Origin of the sequence: Thauera sp. 27 (genome assembly GCF_000310125.2) — a bacterium.
Classification (GTDB): domain Bacteria; phylum Pseudomonadota; class Gammaproteobacteria; order Burkholderiales; family Rhodocyclaceae; genus Thauera; species Thauera mechernichensis.
Genome location: NZ_AMXB01000025.1, coordinates 23806 through 42403, shown reverse-complemented (window position 1 = coordinate 42403; position 18598 = coordinate 23806). Strand labels below are relative to the sequence as shown.

Annotated in this window: 19 protein-coding genes; 5 read left to right on the top strand and 14 right to left on the bottom strand. The window is 66.4% G+C overall.

Features of this window, described 5'->3' with window-relative positions; translation table 11 throughout:
- Window positions 1-42 precede the first annotated feature (42 nt).
- Window positions 43-1434, bottom strand: coding sequence for a chromate efflux transporter (chrA, locus tag B447_RS14015; RefSeq protein WP_002941396.1), 1392 nt, complete (start codon window positions 1432-1434; stop codon window positions 43-45).
- A gap of 197 nt (window positions 1435-1631) precedes the next feature.
- Here chrA and B447_RS14010 point away from each other — a divergent pair, with 197 nt between their 5' ends.
- From B447_RS14010 to B447_RS13995, 4 genes are all read left to right on the top strand, one after another.
- Complete coding sequence (locus B447_RS14010; protein ID WP_002941394.1) at window positions 1632-2435, top strand: ABC transporter substrate-binding protein; 804 nt, start codon at window positions 1632-1634, stop codon at window positions 2433-2435.
- Window positions 2436-2528: 93 nt separating this feature from the next.
- Complete coding sequence (locus B447_RS14005) at window positions 2529-3269, top strand: amino acid ABC transporter permease (RefSeq protein ID WP_002941392.1); 741 nt, start codon at window positions 2529-2531, stop codon at window positions 3267-3269.
- 3 nt (window positions 3270-3272) lie between these two features.
- Window positions 3273-3959 (top strand): amino acid ABC transporter permease, encoded by a 687-nt coding sequence (locus B447_RS14000; protein ID WP_002941389.1) that lies wholly within the window; start codon window positions 3273-3275, stop codon window positions 3957-3959.
- On the top strand, window positions 3956-4690 hold the full coding sequence (locus B447_RS13995; protein ID WP_002941384.1) for an amino acid ABC transporter ATP-binding protein: 735 nt from the start codon (window positions 3956-3958) through the stop codon (window positions 4688-4690). Before B447_RS14000 ends, B447_RS13995 begins: the two co-directional genes overlap by 4 nt.
- Before the next feature lie 31 nt (window positions 4691-4721).
- Here B447_RS13995 and B447_RS13990 read toward each other — a convergent pair whose 3' ends face one another.
- From B447_RS13990 to msuE, 11 genes are all read right to left on the bottom strand, one after another.
- Window positions 4722-5471 carry an ABC transporter permease gene (locus B447_RS13990; protein WP_037982867.1) on the bottom strand — a complete coding sequence of 250 codons (750 nt, stop codon included), beginning with the start codon at window positions 5469-5471 and terminating at the stop codon, window positions 4722-4724.
- 5 nt (window positions 5472-5476) lie between these two features.
- A complete protein-coding gene (locus B447_RS13985; RefSeq protein ID WP_002941377.1) occupies window positions 5477-6715 on the bottom strand; it encodes an ABC transporter substrate-binding protein in 1239 nt (412 codons plus the stop codon).
- 16 nt (window positions 6716-6731) lie between these two features.
- A complete protein-coding gene (locus B447_RS13980; protein ID WP_002941374.1) occupies window positions 6732-7580 on the bottom strand; it encodes an ABC transporter ATP-binding protein in 849 nt (282 codons plus the stop codon).
- Window positions 7577-8662 (bottom strand): acyl-CoA dehydrogenase family protein, encoded by a 1086-nt coding sequence (locus B447_RS13975; protein WP_002941372.1) that lies wholly within the window; start codon window positions 8660-8662, stop codon window positions 7577-7579. The genes B447_RS13980 and B447_RS13975 overlap by 4 nt, the downstream gene beginning before the upstream one ends.
- Window positions 8659-9219, bottom strand: coding sequence for a carboxymuconolactone decarboxylase family protein (locus tag B447_RS13970; protein ID WP_002941369.1), 561 nt, complete (start codon window positions 9217-9219; stop codon window positions 8659-8661). Before B447_RS13970 ends, B447_RS13975 begins: the two co-directional genes overlap by 4 nt.
- Before the next feature lie 125 nt (window positions 9220-9344).
- On the bottom strand, window positions 9345-10286 hold the full coding sequence (locus tag B447_RS13965; protein ID WP_002941365.1) for an AraC family transcriptional regulator: 942 nt from the start codon (window positions 10284-10286) through the stop codon (window positions 9345-9347).
- A 288-nt stretch (window positions 10287-10574) separates the two neighbouring features.
- Complete coding sequence (locus tag B447_RS13960) at window positions 10575-11369, bottom strand: MetQ/NlpA family ABC transporter substrate-binding protein (RefSeq protein ID WP_002941363.1); 795 nt, start codon at window positions 11367-11369, stop codon at window positions 10575-10577.
- 103 nt (window positions 11370-11472) lie between these two features.
- Window positions 11473-12321 carry an amidohydrolase family protein gene (locus B447_RS13955; protein WP_002941361.1) on the bottom strand — a complete coding sequence of 283 codons (849 nt, stop codon included), beginning with the start codon at window positions 12319-12321 and terminating at the stop codon, window positions 11473-11475.
- Window positions 12318-13466, bottom strand: a complete 1149-nt coding sequence (ssuD, locus tag B447_RS13950) for an FMNH2-dependent alkanesulfonate monooxygenase (protein ID WP_002941359.1) — start codon at window positions 13464-13466, stop codon at window positions 12318-12320. Before ssuD ends, B447_RS13955 begins: the two co-directional genes overlap by 4 nt.
- A 13-nt stretch (window positions 13467-13479) precedes the next feature.
- Window positions 13480-14592, bottom strand: coding sequence for a dimethylsulfone monooxygenase SfnG (sfnG, locus tag B447_RS13945; RefSeq protein WP_002941356.1), 1113 nt, complete (start codon window positions 14590-14592; stop codon window positions 13480-13482).
- Between the two features lie 31 nt (window positions 14593-14623).
- Window positions 14624-15208 carry an FMN reductase gene (gene msuE, locus B447_RS13940; RefSeq protein ID WP_002941354.1) on the bottom strand — a complete coding sequence of 195 codons (585 nt, stop codon included), beginning with the start codon at window positions 15206-15208 and terminating at the stop codon, window positions 14624-14626.
- 251 nt (window positions 15209-15459) lie between these two features.
- Here msuE and B447_RS13935 point away from each other — a divergent pair, with 251 nt between their 5' ends.
- The gene (locus tag B447_RS13935) at window positions 15460-16887 is read left to right on the top strand and encodes a Fic family protein (protein WP_232431629.1); all 1428 of its coding nucleotides are present in this window, start codon (window positions 15460-15462) and stop codon (window positions 16885-16887) included.
- Between the two features lie 8 nt (window positions 16888-16895).
- On the opposite strand, the gene B447_RS13930 is transcribed toward B447_RS13935, so the two are convergent.
- Window positions 16896-17714 carry an ABC transporter ATP-binding protein gene (locus tag B447_RS13930; protein ID WP_002941349.1) on the bottom strand — a complete coding sequence of 273 codons (819 nt, stop codon included), beginning with the start codon at window positions 17712-17714 and terminating at the stop codon, window positions 16896-16898.
- A gap of 12 nt (window positions 17715-17726) precedes the next feature.
- Window positions 17727-18596, bottom strand: coding sequence for an ABC transporter permease (locus tag B447_RS13925; RefSeq protein WP_002941347.1), 870 nt, complete (start codon window positions 18594-18596; stop codon window positions 17727-17729).
- Window positions 18597-18598: the final 2 nt, after the last annotated feature.

Sequence of the window (18598 nt, the reverse complement as noted above, 5' to 3'; positions counted from 1 at the left end):
GAACGGCAAACCAAGAAATCATGCAATCGATATGCAGTCGCGTTACACCAGGGCTTGAACCAGGCCGATGACGGCGCACGCGCCGATCACCTTCATGACGTCCTGTTTGTACTTCCACAGCGCGATGAAGGCCGCGACCGAGATCAGCGCGTAGAACCACTCGAAGCCACCCGAGAACGGCGCCGCTTCGGTGGCGCCCGGGAAGATCACATGCCAGCCGAAGAACAGCGCCAGGTTGAGCACCACCCCCACCACGGCAGCGGTGATGCCGGTGAGCGGCGCGGTGAACTTCAGCTTGCCGTGGGTGGATTCCACCAGCGGGGCCCCCGCCAGGATGAAGACGAAGCTGGGCAGGAAGGTGAAGAAGGTGGCCACCGATGCGCCCACGAAGCCCGCCAGCAACAGGGCGTCGGCACCGAAGATCTCCTTGGTCCACGCGCCCACGAAGCCGACGAAGGCGACCACCATGATCAGCGGCCCCGGCGTTGTTTCGCCCAGCGCCAGGCCGTCGATCATCTGCGTGCCGGTGAGCCAGCCGTAGGTGTCGACGCCGCCCTGATACACGTAGGGCAGCACGGCGTAGGCGCCGCCGAAGGTGACGAACGCGGCTTTGGTGAAGAACTCACCCATCGTTCGCAATACCGGGTCGTCCAGCACGGCAATCGCCACGCCCCAGAGGACCGCGGCCGTCGCCAGGAGGGTGATCAGGTAGGACCAGCTGAAGCGCGCGTGCGGTAGGGGCGGGGTGTCGTCGTCGATCAGTGCGGGCCCGTATTTCTTGTCCGAAGCGCCGTGACCGCCGCCCACCCGGAACTTGTCCGGCGCCAGCTTGCCGCCCAGTGCGCCCAGCAGGCCCGCCCCGACGACGATGTAGGGAAAGGGCACGCGAAAGACGAAGATGGCGACGAAGGATGCCGCCGCCAAGGCCCATAGCACCCGGTTCTTCAAGGCCCGCGAACCGATGCGCCAAGCCGCAAACACCACGATGGCCACGACCGCCGGCTTGATGCCGTTGAAGATGCCCTGCACGAAGCTCACATCGCCGAAGGCGAGGTAGATGTAGGTCAGCGCGGCCAGGATGAACAGCGATGGCAGCACGAACAGCGTGCCGGCGACGATGCCGCCCCAGGTGCGATGCAGCAGCCAGCCGATGTAGATGGCAAGCTGCTGCGCCTCGGGCCCGGGCAGCACCATGCAATAGTTGAGTGCGTGCAGGAAGCTGCGCTCCGAGATCCATCGGCGTTTCTCCACCAGCTCCTGGTGCATGATCGCGATCTGCCCGGCAGGGCCGCCGAAGCTGATGAAGCCGAGCTTCAGCCAGTACAGGAAGGCCTCGCGGAACGAGGGGTGGGCCGGGCGCGTTTGGGGGCGGTTGTCAATGTGGGTTGTCCTCGAATCCTGCGCGTACGATAGCACGTGCCCGGGATCGAGCATGGGGCTTCTCCGCCCGATCCCGGGGGCGTGGTGGCGCATCGGTGCCTCCCGCGTCTGTGCAGGCGCGCCTGCGTTCATATCGATCGCATTTCTTCTTGGTTGGGTGTCGGGGTCGCGCCCTCTATGCTCGTCGCGACTCGGTGCCAAGACTTGATTGGCATCCCAGAACATGACGTTCAACTCAAGGAGCTCCCGCCATGAAGAAACTGCGTGTGACCACGCTGGTTGCCTTATCCCTGCTGTCCGGTCTGGCCCAGGCCGATCGTCTCGAGGACATCAAGAAGAACGGTGTGCTGCGGGTCGCCGCCTTCGACAGTAACCCGCCATTTGGCTTCATCGACGCGCAGACCAAGCAGATCGCCGGTCTCGACGTCGATTATGCCAAGGAGCTCGCGGCCCGGCTGGGCGTCAAGCTCGAGCTTGTACCGACCAATCCGGCCAACCGCATTCCCTTGCTGACGGCCAACAAGGTCGACGTCGTGCTGGCCAACTTCACGATCACCGAGGAGCGTGCGAAGCAGGTGAACTTCAGCATCCCCTACTTCGCGTCCGGTCAGCAGTTCATAGCCAAGAAAGGCACCCTGAGTTCCCCCGAACAACTGGGCAAGCTGCGCATCGGTGTCGACAAGGGCACGACCAACGAGATCGTGCTGCGTGAGAAATACCCGAGCGCGACCCTGGTCGCTTTCGACGACACCCCGTTCGCCTTTACCGCGCTGCGTAACGGTAACGTGCAGGCGATCACGCAGGACGGGCCGAAGCTGATCGGCCTGCTGGCCAATGTGCCCGATCGCGACAAGTACGAGATTCCGCCGTTCTCGATCTCGGACGATCTGATCGGCGCCGGCCTGCCCAAGGGTGAAACGCGGCTGACCGAATTCGTCAACCAGTCGCTGCGCGAACTGGAGGCCAGCGGCAAGGCGCAAAAAATCTACGACACCTGGTTCGGTCCCGATACCAGGACGCCGCTGGCGCGCATCTTCCGCATCGGTGACCAGTAAGGTCTCGCGCCAGCGCGCAAGCTGCAACGGGCTCCCCGCCCGACTTCACGGTCGGCGGGGAGTTTGTGCTGGCAAGGACCTGTCCCTCTGAACATGTTCGATGAGCTGCTCGCGCCCAGATACCTGGGCTGGCTGATCGATGGCTTTGGCGTCACGCTGGGGCTGTCGGCGCTGGTATCGATCGCCGCGACCGTACTCGGGCTGGCCTTGTGCCTCGCTCGGGTGGCGCGCTCGCCATGCTGGTCCTGGCCGGCGCGCGCCTGGCTGTCGGTGTTTCGTAACACGCCGCTGCTGGTGCAGTTGTTCTTCTGGTACTTCGGCGCCAGTGCGCTGATGCCGGAAGCCTTGCTGAACTGGCTCAATACCCCGCACCGCTGGGATCTCGTCCTCCTCGGCCTGCGCTGGCCGTCGTTCGAATACCTTGCCGGTTTCTTCGGCCTCACGCTTTACACGGCGGCCTTCATCGCCGAGGAGTTCCGCGCCGGCGTGCGCGGCGTACCCGCAGGCCAGGTCGCCGCCGCGCAGGCGCTGGGGCTGGACCGGCTGCAGGTCTGGCTGCAGGTCTGGCTGCATGTCGTGATGCCGCAGGCCTTCCGCATCGCATTGCCGCCGCTGCTCGGGCAGTACATGAACGCCGTAAAGAATTCGTCCCTGACGATGGCAATCGGTCTGGCTGAGCTGTCGTACGCCTCGCGTCAGGTCGAGACCGAGACCTTCAAGACCTTCCAGGCCTTCGGTGTCGCCACCTTGCTTTACATCGGCACCATCGTCGTCATCGAACTGGCCGGACAGTGGCTGCAGCGCCGCCGGCCAGCGCCCGGGGCGAGGCACTGAACCATGGACTTCACTGTCGTTGCCGACAATTTTTCGTATTTCATGCTCGGTGCGTGGCCGCACGGGCCGCTGGGCGGAACTGCGCTGACGCTGGTGTTGAGCGTCATCTCGGCCCTGGCCTCGGGGGTGCTCGGACTGGTCTTCGGCATCGCGCTGGCGATGACGCGCGGACGGACCCACAACGCGCTGCTGCTCGGGCTCGGCTTCTTTCGCGCCATCCCGGTGATCATGCTGATCTTCTGGACCTACTTCCTGCTACCCGTCCTGTTCGGCATCGATGTGCCGGGCCTGGGCACGGTGGTGGTCGCCCTGTCGCTGATCGGCGGCAGTTATCTGGCGCACGCGGTTCATGCCGGCATCAGCAGCCTGCCGCCGGGGCAATGGCAGGCGGCGGCCGCGCTGGGCCTGCGGCGAAGCCAGGCCTTGCGCCTGGTGATCCTGCCCCAGGCCCTGCCGATCATGGTGCCGTCCTTCATCAACCAGTGGGTGGCGCTGATCAAGGACACCTCGCTCGCCTATGTCATCGGGGTGGGCGAACTGTCTTTCGTCGCGACTCAGGTCAGCAACCGGGAAATGGTCTATCCGACCGAGATCTTCCTGTTCGTGGCGCTGGTGTATTTCCTCATCTGTTCGGCGCTCGAACTGGGCGCGAACAGGCTCACAAAACGTTTCGGGAGTCGAACCGGATGATCGAGATCGAAGGCGTGTCGAAGTGGTACGGCGCGACGCGCGTGCTCGACAACTGCAGCATGCGGGTGGAGAAAGGCGAGGTGGTGGTGGTGTGCGGGCCCTCGGGTTCGGGCAAGTCGACGCTGATCAAGCTCGTCAATGGCCTCGAACCTTTCCAGGCCGGCCGCGTCGTCGTCAATGGGGTGTCGGTCGGCGCCCGCGACACCGATCTGCCGCGCCTGCGCGCGCAGGTGGGCATGGTGTTCCAGAACTTTGAGCTGTTTCCGCACCTGAACGTACTCGACAACCTGTGCCTTGCCCAGGTCAGGGCGCTCGGGCGCAGCCGCAGGGAAGCCGAGGCGCGCGCCACGCACTACCTCGAGCGCGTCGGGCTGGCGGACTTTGCCGAGCGCCTGCCCGCCCAGCTTTCGGGCGGACAGCAACAGCGCGTGGCGATCGCCCGTGCGCTGTGCATGGATCCGATCTGCATGCTGTTCGACGAACCGACTTCGGCGCTCGATCCGGAGATGGTGTGCGAAGTGCTCGAGGTCATGGTCGGGCTCGCCGAGGAGGGCATGACGATGATCTGCGTGACGCATGAGATGGGCTTCGCGCGCAAGGTCGCCGACCGGATCGTCTTCATCGACCGCGGCGCTATCCTGGATGACTGCGCCAGCGCGGCGTTCTTCGGATCGCCGGACGCGCGCCCGGAGCGCGCACGTCAGTTCCTGTCCAGGATCCTCGCGCACTGAGGGCCGCGCGGCGGCGCCCAGTGCGCGGCGTTCAGCGCTTGTGCAGCCAGTGCTGGTAGAGCCAGCGCGCGGCGTAGTCGAGCGCGAAACCCAGTGCGCCGATGATCAGGATGGCCGCCATCAGGTCGGGGTAGGCGAGGCGGTCGCGGGCGTCGAGGATGAAATAGCCCAGCCCGGCCGATACCCCGAGCATTTCCGCCGGCACCAGGATGATCCAGATGATGCCGATCGCCAGCCGCACCCCGCTCAGGATGTGGGCGACGATGCCCGGCAGCACGACGCGGAAGAGGGTCTCGAAGCGGGTGGCCGACAGGCTGCGTGCGAGCATCAGCCAGTTGCGGTCGAGCTGGGCCACGCCGGCCGCGGTGTTGAGCAGGATCGGCCAGACGGCGGCGAAGGCGAGCAGGAAATACACCGGCGCGTCGCCGACTCCGAGCACCATCACCGCGATCGGCATCCACGACAGCGGCGAGATCATGCGCAGGAACTGGAACAGCGGCGTGGTCGTCTGCGCGAACACGCGCGACACCCCGGTGAGGATTCCCAGCGGCACGCCGATCGCGAGCGCGACCACGAGGCCGACTGCCACCCGCTGCAGGCTGACGCCGATGTGATCCCACATCAGCGGATCGACGATCAGCGCAGCAAGGGCGCGTACCGCCTCAAGCGGGGCGAAGTTGGCCAGGATCGGTGTCTCGGTCGCCAGCAGCAGCGTCGCGACCGCCCACAGCGCGGCCGCGAGCCCGAGACCGAGCACGGGCAGGATCAGGGGGGCAGGCATGCGCGTCACACCACGATGGTTTCCTGGCGCAGCAGGTTGGCCGGCAGGCCGAAGGCCTGCGGACCGCCCACGGCGTCGATCGCGGTGCGCACGAAGCGGTCATCGACCAGGTCGCGGGCCACGAAGGCCGGATCCAGCTTGGCGAGGAAGCTTGCATCGCCCTCGACCTTGGTCGCCAGCAGGCTGCGCACCAGCTCCTCCGTATAGGACGGGAAGGGATAGGGCTGGAAGTCGATGCGGCGCTGGTGCCAGCCCTTGTTGCGGGCCACGCCGCTGTCCTCGTAGGCCTTGTAGTCGGTGGCCGACAACACCTTCGCCAGCACCTCGACCGAGTGCGGCGTGTAGCGGTTGTCGCCACTGGCGGCGAGCAGCTTGGCCGCATCGAGCTGGTTGCTGCGCGTCCACAACTGCGCCTTGACGATCGCGTTGGTGACGCGCTGGGCCCAGTGCGGGCGCTCGGCGATGTCGCGCTCGGCGAGGAAGGTCACGCAGCAGGCGTGGTCCTTCCACACGTCGCCCGAGAAACGCAGCACCTTGCCGACATTGTTGATCTCGGCCGCAGCGTTGAACGGGTCGGCGACGATGAAGCCGGCGATGCCCTTGCCGGCCAGTGCCGACACCATCTCGGCCGGCGGCAGCACGATCAGGTTGACCTCGTTGGCTGCAATCGTGCTGCCACGCGGGCGGGTCACCGCGGTCAGGCCATTGGCCACCAGCAGCTTCTGCAGCAGGATGTTGTGGATCGAGTACCAGAACGGGATCGCCACCGTCTTGCCGCCGAGGTCCGTCACCGTGTCGATGTCGTGGGCGACGGTCAGCGCCGAGCCGTTCATGTGGTTCCAGGCCACCACCTTGGCGGGGAATTTCGTCCCGTAGCGCACCCACAGCGTCGTCGGCGACAGCAGGTGGATGACGTTCACCTGGCCCGAGACGAAGGCCTCGACGATCTGCGCCCAGCTGCGGAACAGGCGCGGCGCTTCGGTGCGAAGGCCTTCGGCCTCGAACAGCTTGCGCGCATGCGCGACCAGCAGCGGCGTGGCGTCGGTGATCGGCAGGTAGCCGATCTTGACCGGCACGTCGTCGCCCTTGGCCGCCTGTGCCATGGCGTCGCCCGCGCGCAGCATGGGCACGGCGAGGCCGGCACCGGTCAGCGCCGACAGGCGCAGGAAGTCGCGGCGGGTCATGCCGCAGCCGCAGTTGGACGACAGGCAGATGTGCGGGCGGGTGGCGGGTTTGTAGTCCATGATGGGTGGCTCTTGTTCAGGAATGGGTGGGCGCCGGCACCAGCGTCGGCGTGGGTGCGGCCCCTTCGGTTGCGGCGCGCAAGGTCGCCAGGATCTGCATCCGCAGTGTGGTGACCGCTTCAGGGTGGGCTTCGCGCGGATGCGGGATGTCGACCGCCCACTCGCGGTAAATGTGGCCGGGCTGGCCGGCCATCAGCAGGATGCGATCGGCGACGAGGATGGCCTCGTCGATGTCGTGGGTGACGAGCAGCACGGCCGCATGCCAGCGGTGCACCACGTCCACCAGCAGGCGCTGCATCTCGGCGCGGGTGATCGCATCCAGGGCCGAGAAGGGCTCGTCGGCGAACAACAGCTCGGGCTCGCGGGCCAGCGCGCGCGCCAGTGCGACACGCTGGGCCTGCCCGCCCGACAGCTCGGCGGGCCAAGCCTGCTCGCGGCCGGCCAGACCCACTGCGGCCAGCGCCGCCTGCACGCGCGCCTTGCGGGCGGCGGCGTCGATGGCGGGCTGGTGCTTGAAGTCCAGTCCGAAGCTGGCGTTGTCGAACACGTTCAGCCAGGGCAGCAGGCTGGCCTGCTGGAACACCAGCGCGCTGCGCGGATGCGGCTGGTGCAGTGGCTGCCCCAGAAAGCGCACGACCCCGGCACGGGCTGTTTCCAGCCCGGCGAGCACGCGCAGCAAGGTCGACTTGCCGCAGCCGCTGCCACCCAGCAGGCAGACGATCTCGCGCCGACCGATGCCGATCGAGACGTCCTCGAAGGTGGAGCCGGATTTTGCATAGGCGAAGGACAGGTGCTCGGCGCAGAGCACCTGTTCGGTCGCGGGATCCCTGCCCAGGGTTGCGGCAAGCGGCTGCGGCGCGTTCATGCGGCGCAGGCTCCGGCCTGTTTGGCGAGCTCGCCCTGCAACTGCGTGAGGCTGGGGGTGATCACCGGAATGAAGGCGCCTTCCACCCAGCGTCGCGCAAAGTCACGATTCTGGTCGCGCAGGTAGGCGCGTCCGCCGCTGGCGTCGAGCTCCAGCCCGAGCGCGCTCTGCACGATCTCGGCGAGGCGGATGCGGATGCGGAACAGCGCCGCCGGCTCGGCCACGAAGCGGCGACTCGCCAGCCCGGCGCGGACCGCGTCGACGAGCTGCTCGAGTTCTGTGGTCACTTCGCTGATGCGTGGCAGCAGGATGCGATGGGCGCCTTGCCCATGCGCGGCGGCGGTGCGCAGTGCCACGCGCGCAAGGCCGATCGACATCCCCAGTTGCAGCGACAGGAAGGCCGGACGCACGCCGGGGCAGAAGCTGCGCGCATCCTCGTGCAGCACGTGCTCGGGGCCGATGTCGGCGGCACGCACATCGATGGCCGCGGTGTTGCTGCCGCGCAGCGCCACCAGGTCCAGGTCCGCGCTGCGCGTCACGCCTTGCTGGCTGTCGGTGAGGGCGACCACCATCGGTGTCGCGCCGTCGCTGCGTTCGACGGCGGCCGCGACGATGAAGCCAGCCTTGCGCAGGTTCGTCACCCACGGCAGACGGCCATCGAGCTGCCAGCGGGCGCCTTGCAGCGCCGCCCGCAACTGCAGCGACTCGATGCCCGAGAGGAATTTCATCGCATTCGACAGCCCGGTGGCGCCGGCGAACTCGCCCGTCAGCAGTGCCGGCAGCCAGCGCTCGCGCAGTTGCGTGTTGGGCGACTGCAGCAGGTACTCGATGAAGGTGCGCTGCCCCCAGAACACGAAGGCGGCGGTCAGCGAGCGCTCGGCAATGGCGGCGATCGCCTCGACGCCGTCGAAGGTCTCGCCGCCGTCCCCGCCGAGAGATTGCGGCACGCCGATGCGGAACAGGCCGCGCCGGCCCAACTCGGGAACGAGCTGGTCGGCGTCGGTCGTGCCGAGGTTGCAGGCCTCGGCGTTGGTGGCGAACCAGCTCAGGTCGGCGGCGACCGCATCGATGCGCGCGTTCATGGCCGCAGCACTCCGGGGCGGAAGTCCTGCAGCTGCGGGTTGATCTCGCTGGCCGCAAGGTTGTTGGCGAAGTTGCACAGCGTCGCCAGGCTGATGCCCAACACCACTTCCAGCGCCTGCGCCTGGGTGAAACCGTCGTCGATGAAGGCCTTCAGTTCGCCATCGCCGACATTGCCGCGACTGACGATCACCGCGCGGGTGAAGGCGACGAGCGCGTCGTAGCGCGGATTGCCGGTGACGCCGCGCTGCTGCAGCGCGACCACCGTAGCGCGGTCGAAGCCGGCCTTCTTGAGCGCGATCGCCGAGTGGCCGCTCACGCAGAACTCGCAGCCGTTCACGCTGGCGGCGGTGATCTGCACGACCTCGCGCTCGGCCAGCGTCAGGCTGGTGCGGCCATTGATCTCGCCGACGGTGAAGTAGGTCTCCACCGCGGTGGGTGCGTTGGCCAGCACGCCGATCAGGTTCGGTACGAAGCCGTTGTTGGTGAGCGCGCGTTCGATGAACGGGCGGCTCGCTTCGGGCGCGGTTTCGAGGGTTTGCAGGGGCAGGCGGGACATGGTGTTCGATCCTCTGGATAAGTGAGCTCATTCTCCGAATCGCCCTGAACCGAGGCTATGGGCTTGCGTCGCCGTTTCTTGCTCGATCGTCCACCAATGGCAAGTCCGAGGGGGACGCCGTCGCCTCAATGCATCTCGCGAAGGGCTGGCGTCGTTGCGGGTGCTTGCCGCCGCGCCCGCTGGTAGGCGCCCGGCTGCTCGCCGAGCACCTTGTGGAAGGCGCGTGTGAAGGCAGCAGGCGATTGATAGCCGACGCGCTCGGCGGCGCGGGTGACGCTCTCGCCATCTCGCAGATGGCGCGCGGCGATGTTCATGCGCAGCGCCAGCAGGAACTGCGCGGGTGGCTGGCCGCTCGCGTCGACGAAATGCTTGAAGAAGCTCGCGCGTGACATGTTGGCAAGTCGCGCCATGTCATCCACCGACCAATCACGTTCGGGATGGCCCAACAACTGATGAAGCAGGGGGGCGAAACGGGGACGAGCCGCAACCGCCCAAAGCCCCGCCCCAATGCGTTCCTGGCTGGCCACCTCGCGAATGAGGTAGAACAGCAGCAGTTCTGTCAGGCGTCCGATCAGCGGCGAGGGGGGCTCGGCGTCACGGTCGGCCTCTGCCCTGATGAGGTCGAACACGGGTGTCACCGCGCGCAGCCCGCCCGAACCTGCGCGCAACACCAGCAGGTCGGGAAAGGATTCGACAAGGAAGGCCCCCGTCAGGCCGCGAAAGTCGAAGAAGCCGCAGGCCAGGCTGGTGCCGTCCGGCTCGATGGGCTGCATGGGCCCCATCGGACGCGGTACGCAGGCCGGACCCGGTTGGCGCTCGGGGGTCAGGGAGTGGGGACGGTCGCGCAGCAGGAATACTGCATCGCCGTCTTCGAGTTGCAGCGGGGCAGCGCCACCATCGAGGTGCAGAAAGCAACGGCCCCGCAGCACGAGATGGAAACTCGCGCGTGCGCGGCCAGCGGTCGAGGCTCGCCACGAGCCGCAATACTGGCCGACGTGGAAGACGCTGGTATCGAGTTCGAGGCTGCTGACCAACCAATGGACGAGTCGGTCGGTGTCGGTATTCATGCTCGGTCGGCATCCGTGTGGATCGATGGCCGCGATTGTCCGGGCGGCTGCGCAAAGCAGAACCAAGAAATTCAGCTTTGCTTTTCACAATTCGGTCGAAGAGACGAACGCCCGCGCGTGGTTTCTTGCCGCTTGCTGCGGCGCGCACCTCAGATGCGGCCGAAAGCCCCGCGTGGATCGATGATCGCGACTGTCCGGATGGGGCCGCGAGGCGGAACCAAGCGCTTCGGCTTCGCTTTTCACCATCCGGAAGATCTAAGGGCCATGCGCCCCGGGGGGCGCAGCCGATTAGAACGCCGGGACCACCGCGCCTTGGTACTTGTCGGCGATGAACTGTTTTACCGCGGGCGAGGTCAGCGCCGCGGCCAGCCTCTTGATCGCGGGGCTGTCGGCATTGTCTTCACGCGCCACCAGCAGGTTGGCGTAGGGCGAGTTCGCATCCTCGATGAACAGCGAGTCGTTGACCGGGTTCAGCTTCGCCTCGAGCGCGTAATTGGTGTTGATCAGGGCAAGGTCCACCTGGTCGAGCACCCGCGGCAGCATGGCTGCTTCGAGTTCGCGGAACTTGAGCTTCTTGGGATTGGACGCGATGTCCCTGGTGGTGGCGAGGATGTTCGCGGGGTCCTTCAGTGTGATCAGCCCTTGCTTGGCCAGCAGGACCAGGGAGCGTCCCGAGTTGGAGGGATCATTCGGTAAGGCGATGGTGGCGCCCTCGGGCAGATCAGCCAGTGTCTTGTGTCTCCGTGAATAGCCCGCGAACGGCTCGACATGCACCTTGGCCACCACGGTCTGGATGTCGTTCCGGTGCTTCTTCTTGAATTCGTTCAGATAGGGCTGGTGCAGGAAGAAGTTGCCATCCACCCGCTTCTCGTTGGTTTGCACCGAAGGCTGAACGTAGTCGGTGAACACCTTCACCTCCAGATTCACACCCTCCTTGGCCAGGATCGGTTTGACGAGTTCGAGCAGTTCGGCGTGGGGTACGGGGGTGGCGGCAATCACGAGTTTGTCGGCAGCGTGTGCGGTTGCGGCAAGGCTGAGGCTGCTGACGGCGGCGAACAGCAGTTTGCGAAGGGTCAGAGGCATAGAAGGCTCCAGGGTTGGATGGTCAGGTATTGATGAGAAAAGGGCGATGGGCTCGCGTGCTGGCCCAGCTGCGCCTGAGCCAGCGTCAGGGCGCCGGGCTGAATCAGGGCTGCAGCCCGAAAAGCCTTGCCGCGTTGCCGTACAGCGCCTTGTCTACCGCCGACTCGCGCAGGCCTAGCTCCAGGAAGTCGCCGATGGATTGGCGGATCGGGCGGAAGGGATAGGACGAACCGAACAGGAACTGATCCGCCATGAAGCCGTTCGCCGCCTCCACGTAGGCCTTGCTGCCGGCCACGAACAGGTACATGTCGGGCACGAGGTGGATGTTCTCGTAGCGGAAGGCGAGGCCGATGGCCTGTGCCACGTTCGGCCACCAGCCGTGGTAGCAGACGATGGGCAGTTGCGGGAAGGCGCGTGCGACGTTGGCGAGCGGTGCGGGGTCGTTGAAGCGCGGGTCGGGCGTGGTCGGGCCGGTCATCAGGAACACCGGCACGCCCAGCTGCGCACACACCTCGTAGATCGGAAAGTAGGCGGGGTCGTCGACGTGGCGGGCCGGGCTGCCGAAGCCGGGCTCGATGTCGATGCCGGCCAGGCCGAGTTCGCGGATCGCACGTTCGGCCTCATCCACCGCGGTGCGGCCCTGGATCACCGGGTCGACGCCGGCGATGCCGAGCAGCGCGTCATGGCCGTGGGTGATGCGGTGGATGTGCTCGATCGGCAGGTGCTGCGAGGGCGTGTGGCGGCCGACCACCACCGCCTTCGTCAGCCCGGAGTCGCGCACCTCGGCGAGGAAGCCTTCCTGCGTGTGCGAGCGGGTGAAGTGCTCGTCGCTGCCGCGGGTGCCCACGCGCCGGTTGAGCCAGCGCGCGGTGTCGTACTCGGGCGTGCCCGGGGTGGCGCCGAAGAAGTCGTGCAAGAAGGCAGGTCGGCAACGCATGTCGATGACTTTCATGCTGCCTCCTTGACCGGCGTAGCCTTCTTCACGGTGCTGGCGTCAAACGGCCCACCGGTGATCACCTGATCCTGGATGGTCACAGGTGCCTTGCCAGGCAGCAGCGGGAATACCAGTTCGGCGAAGCGCCAGGCCTCTTCGAGGTGCGGGTATCCCGACAGCACGAAGCTGTCCACGCCAAGGTCGGCGTACTCCTTCAGCCGCGTCGCCACGGTGTGGGGATCACCCACCAGCGCCGTGCCGGCGCCGCCGCGTACCAGGCCGACGCCCGCCCACAGGTTGGGGCTGACCTCGAGCTTGTCACGGCGGCCGCCGTGCAGCGCGGCCATGCGGCGCTGGCCTTCGGAGTCCATGGACGCGAAGCGTGCCTGCACCTTGGCGATGGTGTCGTCGTCGAGGCGGCTGATGAGCTTGTCGGCTTCGGCCCAGGCTTCCTCGTTGGTTTCGCGCACGATCACGTGCAGGCGCACGCCGAAGCGGACCTTGCGCCCGCGCTTGGCGGCGCGCGCGCGTACGTCGGCGATCTTCTCGGCGACTGCGGCGGGGGGCTCGCCCCAGGTCAGGTAGGCGTCCACCTGCTCGGCCGCCAGATCGTGGGCGGCGTTCGACGATCCGCCGAAATAGAGCGGCGGATGGGGCTTCTGCACCGCCGGGAACAGCAGTTGCGCGCCCTGCACCTTGTGGTGTTCGCCGTCGAAATCGACCTGCTCGCCCTGCAGCAACCGACGCCAGATGGTCAGGAACTCGCTCGCCTCGGCATAGCGCGCGTCGTGGTCGAGGAAGATGCCGTCGCCGGCCAGCTCGGCCGAGTCGCCGCCGGCGACCACGTTCAGCAGCAGCCGGCCGCGGGTGGCCTGGTCCAGCGTGGCCGCCATGCGCGCGGCGGCGGTCGGCTTGGTCAGCGCGGTGCGTAGCGCCACCAGCAGCTTCAGCTTGCGGGTGACCGGTGCGACGCTGCCCGCGACCACCCAGGGGTCGAGGCAGCCGCTGCCGGTCGGGATCAGGATGCCGTCGTAGCCGAGGTTGTCGGCGGTCACCGCGATCTGCTGCATGTATTCGATGGTGACCGGGCGACCGGAGTTGGATTTACCGAGGTAGCGGGTGTCGCCGGAGGTGGGCAGGAACCAGAAGATGTCGAGACTCATTTTAGTTCTGCCCTCAGACTGCTTCGGCCAGTTCTCGTGCCGGCTGGCCCGCGCCGGCCTTGGCTTCGAGCGCGCGCACCAGCGGCAGCACCCTCTCGCCGAAGTAGGCTACCTCCTCCTGGAAGTGCAGGAAGCCGGCCAACACCAGATCCACGCCTACCGCCTTCAGCGTCACGATGCGCTCGGCGATCTGCTGCGGCGTGCCGATCAGGTTGGTCTTGAAGCCGTCGTTGTACTGGACGAGGTCCTGGAAGGTGGACTTCGCCCAGTTCCCTTCGCCTTCCGGACTCGCCTTGCCGGCCTGCTTCACGGCGTCGCCGAAGGCATTGACAGCTTCGGGATCGGCCTTGTCGATGATTTCCTGCAGCACTGCCTGGGCTTCTTCCTCGGTGTCGCGGGCGATGATGAAGGCGTTGACGCCCACCTTCACCGTGTGGCCGTTGGCAGCGGCCTTGGCGCGGATGTCATCCACCTGGGCCTTGATGCCCTCGACGGTGTTGCCGTTGGTGAAGTACCAGTCCGACACGCGCGCCGCCATGTCGCGCGCCGCGCGCGAGCTGCCGCCCTGGAAAATCTCGGGGTGCGGCTGCTGCAGGGGCTTGGGCTTCAGCGTGTAGTCATGGAAGCGGTAAAAGTCGCCCTTGTAGGTGAAGTTGTCCTGGGTCCAGATGCCCTTGAGCACCTCGATGAATTCCTGCGAGCGGCGATAGCGTTCGTCGTGTTCCAGCCAGGGCTCGCCGATGCCGTGGAACTCGCCGCGGAACCAGCCCGAGACCACGTTCACCGCCACCCGGCCGCCGGTGAGCTGGTCGATGGTGGCGATCTGCTTCGCGAGCACCGCCGGATGCCAGGGGCCGGGCAGGACAGCGGCGATCACGCGCAGCTTCTCGGTCGCGGCCAGCAGCGCATGGCTGAATGACACCGACTCGTGCTGGTATTCGGCGCCATAGCCGGCGGTAAACCGGATCTGCGACAGCGCGTAGTCGAAGCCGGCCTTCTCGGCGATCTGCGCCAGCTTGCGGTTGTAGTCGATGTCCCAGCTGGTGCGCTGCTCGATCTTGCTGACGACCAGGCCACCACTGACGTTGGGGACCCAGTAGGCAAATTTGATGTTGTCGCGGCTCATGTTCAGGTGTCCTGTGAAAGTGTCTTGACGGTCAGGCGGCGGCGCGGGCGTTCTTGTGCACGCTCGTTACTGCAGGGGAGCGCGGGCGCAGGAAGGGACGGGCACGCTCGGCGGCGAGGTCGATGCGGGCCTGCAGCGCGGGGCTGGTGATCTGGTAGTCCTGGATCTCGGCCTCGCTGCCGTACACGCCGATCGGCAGCGTGTGGGCCTGGAAGAAGCTGAACAGGGGGCGGAACTGGTGATCGATGACCAAGGCGTGGCGGTCGCTGCCGCCGGTGGCGGCGAGCAGCACCGGCACGTCGATCAGCGCGTTGTGGTCGACGAAGTCGAACAGGTGCTTGAATAGGCCGGTGAAGGAGGCGCGATATACCGGGCTCGCCACCACCAGGAAGTCGGCCGATTCGATCGCGGCGATGTCGGCCTTCACGTCGTCCGGCAACTGCGAGGGGTAGAGCGCACCGGCCAGCTTGGGGCCGATGGTGCCGAGTTCGATCAGGCGCACGTCGATCGCTGCCTGTTCGCCCAGGGCGTCGATCAGGGCTTCGACCACGGTCAGGGTGCGGGAGGGGCGTTGCAGGCCGCCGGAGACGGCCACGACTTTGATGGGCTTGCTCATGCTTTCACCTTTTGGGGTTGTGTGAGACGTGCCAGGGGTGGCACTTGCATGAGCATGAGCACGGGGCGTGCCAGATTCTTAGTGCTTGTAAAACAGTAGCTTGAGAATCTCGTGCCGATGCGGCTGCTGGCATCGCAGCAAACGCTGCATCGGGCTGCTGCATGAGCAACAGGCGCGACGACAATCGGGAATGGCGCGATACTTGGCTTATTGCGCCAATAGAGATAATCTTTTGGCGCAGTGGACAATCATTGCGTCAGAACACCATGCCAAAAAAGCTACCTGCGGATCTCAACGAACGCATTGAGGTGCTCATCGCCGAGGACCCGGACGGGATCAGCACCGACGAATTGCACGCCCTGCTGGCAGGGGTAGTGAGCCGCCGCACGCTGCAGCGCCGACTGGCTGAGCTGGTCGGGGCGAAGAAGATCTCCACCTACGGCGCGGGCCCCGGCCTGCGTTACCGGCAACCGAGCGTTGCTGCCGGTGACCTCCACGAAACCGGTTCAGCTTTCGACGCGCCGGGTACCGATGCCCGTCTCAAGGTCTCGGCCGAAGGGGAGGAAATCCGGCGCCAGGTACGCCAAGCTCGGGAGCAGCGGACGCCGGTCAGCTACAGGCAATCCTTCCTGGAGCAATACACGCCAAACCTGACGGCGTATCTCCCGGAACCCCTGCGCGTGCAGTTACACCAGCTCGGCCGTCCGGCCGCCGCTGAGCTTGATGCCGCCCCAGCCGGTACCTTTGCCCGTGACATCCTCAACCGGCTATTGATCGATCTCTCATGGGCCTCGTCGCAACTGGAAGGCAACACCTATTCACGACTCGACACCGAACGGCTGATCGAATACGGACAGGCTGCCGAGGGTAAGGGGGCACTGGAGACCCAGATGATCCTCAACCACAAGGCGGCCATCGAATATCTGGTGCGCGATACCGAACACGCCGGGGTCAACCGGGAAACCATCATCGCCCTGCATGCCTTCCTGTCGGACGGTCTCATGCCCAACCCGGCAGCCTGCGGTCGCCTGCGTGCTCGGCCGGTGGAAATCGGTGGCAGCGTCTACCTGCCCATCGCTATGCCACAGCGAATCGAGGAGTTGTTCGGTGTCGTTGTCGAGATGGCGGCCGAAATTCGCGATCCCTTCGAGCAGTCCTTCTTCCTGATGGTGCATCTGCCCTATCTGCAACCCTTCGAGGACGTCAATAAGCGGGTCTCCCGGCTCGCCGCGAACATTCCCCTGATCAAGCACAATCTGTCGCCCCTTTCCTTCATCGATGTGGCCGGAGCGGACTACATCGAAGGGCTGCTTGGGGTCTATGAACTCAACCGGGTCGAGTTGCTGCGCGACATCTTTGTGCGCGCTTACGAGCGTTCCTGCCAGCAATACGTCGCCGTGCGCCAGCAGTTGGTGCCGCCGGACGCTGTACGACTGCGCTATCGCCATCAACTGACGACGCTCATCGCGACCATCGTTCGCAGTGGCGCCAGGGCCGAGCCGGCAACGATCCGCGCTTTGATTCCCGACGCGGTTGCAATTGAGGATCGGGAGCGCTTCATTGCCCTGGTCCGGGAGGAATTCCAGAGTCTGCATCCCGGCAATGCCATCCGGTTCGGCCTGCGGCCGCTGGAATTTGCAGCGTGGCGCGAGAGGAGTTCCGGTGCCGACAGTCATTGATCCGGCACTCACACCGCAAACGACAACGAGGCAAAGTCGACCGGTTCGTGCCGTCGCGGCCGTGCTGCCAGCTCTCCTGACAGATCGAGATAGTCGAGCTGTTCGCCATGCAGCAGGGCCAGCGCCTGCGCCTGGATGTGGGCCAGCTGCGCGGCGGCGCGGTCGCGCGGCCGGGGCAGGCCGACCTCGATCTCGCCCGCGATCCGCCCCGGGTTGGCCGACATCACGAAGATGCGGTCGCTCAGGTAGGCGGCCTCGTCGATGTCGTGTGTCACCAGCAACAGCGTCGTGCCATGGCGCGCAGCGAGCGAAAGAAGCAGGTCCTGCAGGCGCATGCGGGTGAAGGCGTCTACCGCGCTGAAGGGCTCATCCAGTAGAAGCAGGGACGGTTGGGCGAACAGGCCGCGGGCAATTGCCGCGCGCTGCGCCATGCCACCGGACAACTGCTTCGGGTAAGCATCGGCGAAGTCCGCGAGGCCGACCTCGGCGAGCAGTTCCTTGACCCGCGGATGTCGGCCGCCGCCGCGTCCGGCGTCGAAGCCGACATTGTCGGCGACGCTCAGCCAGGGCAGCAGGCGCGGCTCCTGGAAGATGAAGCCGACGTCGGGGGAATGCAGGTGCGGCGGGGCGCCCTTGATCCGCACCGTGCCCCGGTAGTCTTCATCCAGCCCGGCGACGATGCGCAGCAGCGTGCTCTTGCCGCAGCCGCTGGGGCCGAGCAGGCTGACGATCTCGCCGGGCCGGATGTCGAACTGGACCCCGTCGATGACGGGGCGCGACTGGAAGCGCTTGTCGCTGACGTTCAGCGCAAGAAGGGATTCGGACATCGCTGCGCCTCCTCAGGGACGGTTGCTGTCATAGACGTCGCGCCAGACCAGCAGCCGGCGTTCGGCAAGCTGCAGGACGCTGTCGCTGAGCTTGCCGAGCAGGGCGAGCACGATGATCGCCACGATCACCAGGTCGGCGCGCGCCATCTCGCGGCCGTCGGTCAGCAGGTAGCCGAGGCCGCGGGTCGCCGCGATCAGCTCGGCTGCGACCAGGAACATCCACGCCAGCGACAGTCCGGTACGCAGGCCGGTGAGCAGATTGGGCAGCGCGGCCGGCAGGAAGATGCGCACGATCAGCCGCCAGCCCTTCACCCCGAAGATGCCGCCGACTTCCACCAGCTTGCGGTCGACGTTCTGGATGCCGGCGACCAGATTCAGATAGACCGGAAAGAAGGCGCCGATGGCGATCAGCGTGATTTTCGGCGCCTCGTCGATGCCCAGCCACAACAGCAGCAAGGGCACCCACGCCAGCGACGGGATGGCACGCAGTGCCTGAAAACTGGGGTCGAGGTAGGCCTCGAGCTCGCGCGACAGGCCGACCGCAGCGCCGACGACCAGTGCGAGCAAGGCGCCGATGGCAAAGCCGACCAGCACGCGCAGGCTGCTCACGCCGATGTGGCGCAGCAGTTCGCCGCTGGCCGCCAGGTCGGACAGCGTGACGACCAATTCGGACGGCGGCGGCAGCAGGTGGGCGCTGACCCAGCCCAGCTGCACCGCTGCTTCCCAGATCACCAGCAGCGCAAGCGGCATGACCCAGCCCTTGAACTGCGCAGCGAGCCGACGCCCTTGCGGGCGTTCGCTCGCGTCAGCAGCAGGCAGTGCGTTCAGCCCGGCATTCATCCCCACTTCCAGTTCCGCGCCCAGTGTCGAAACCTTGCTCATGG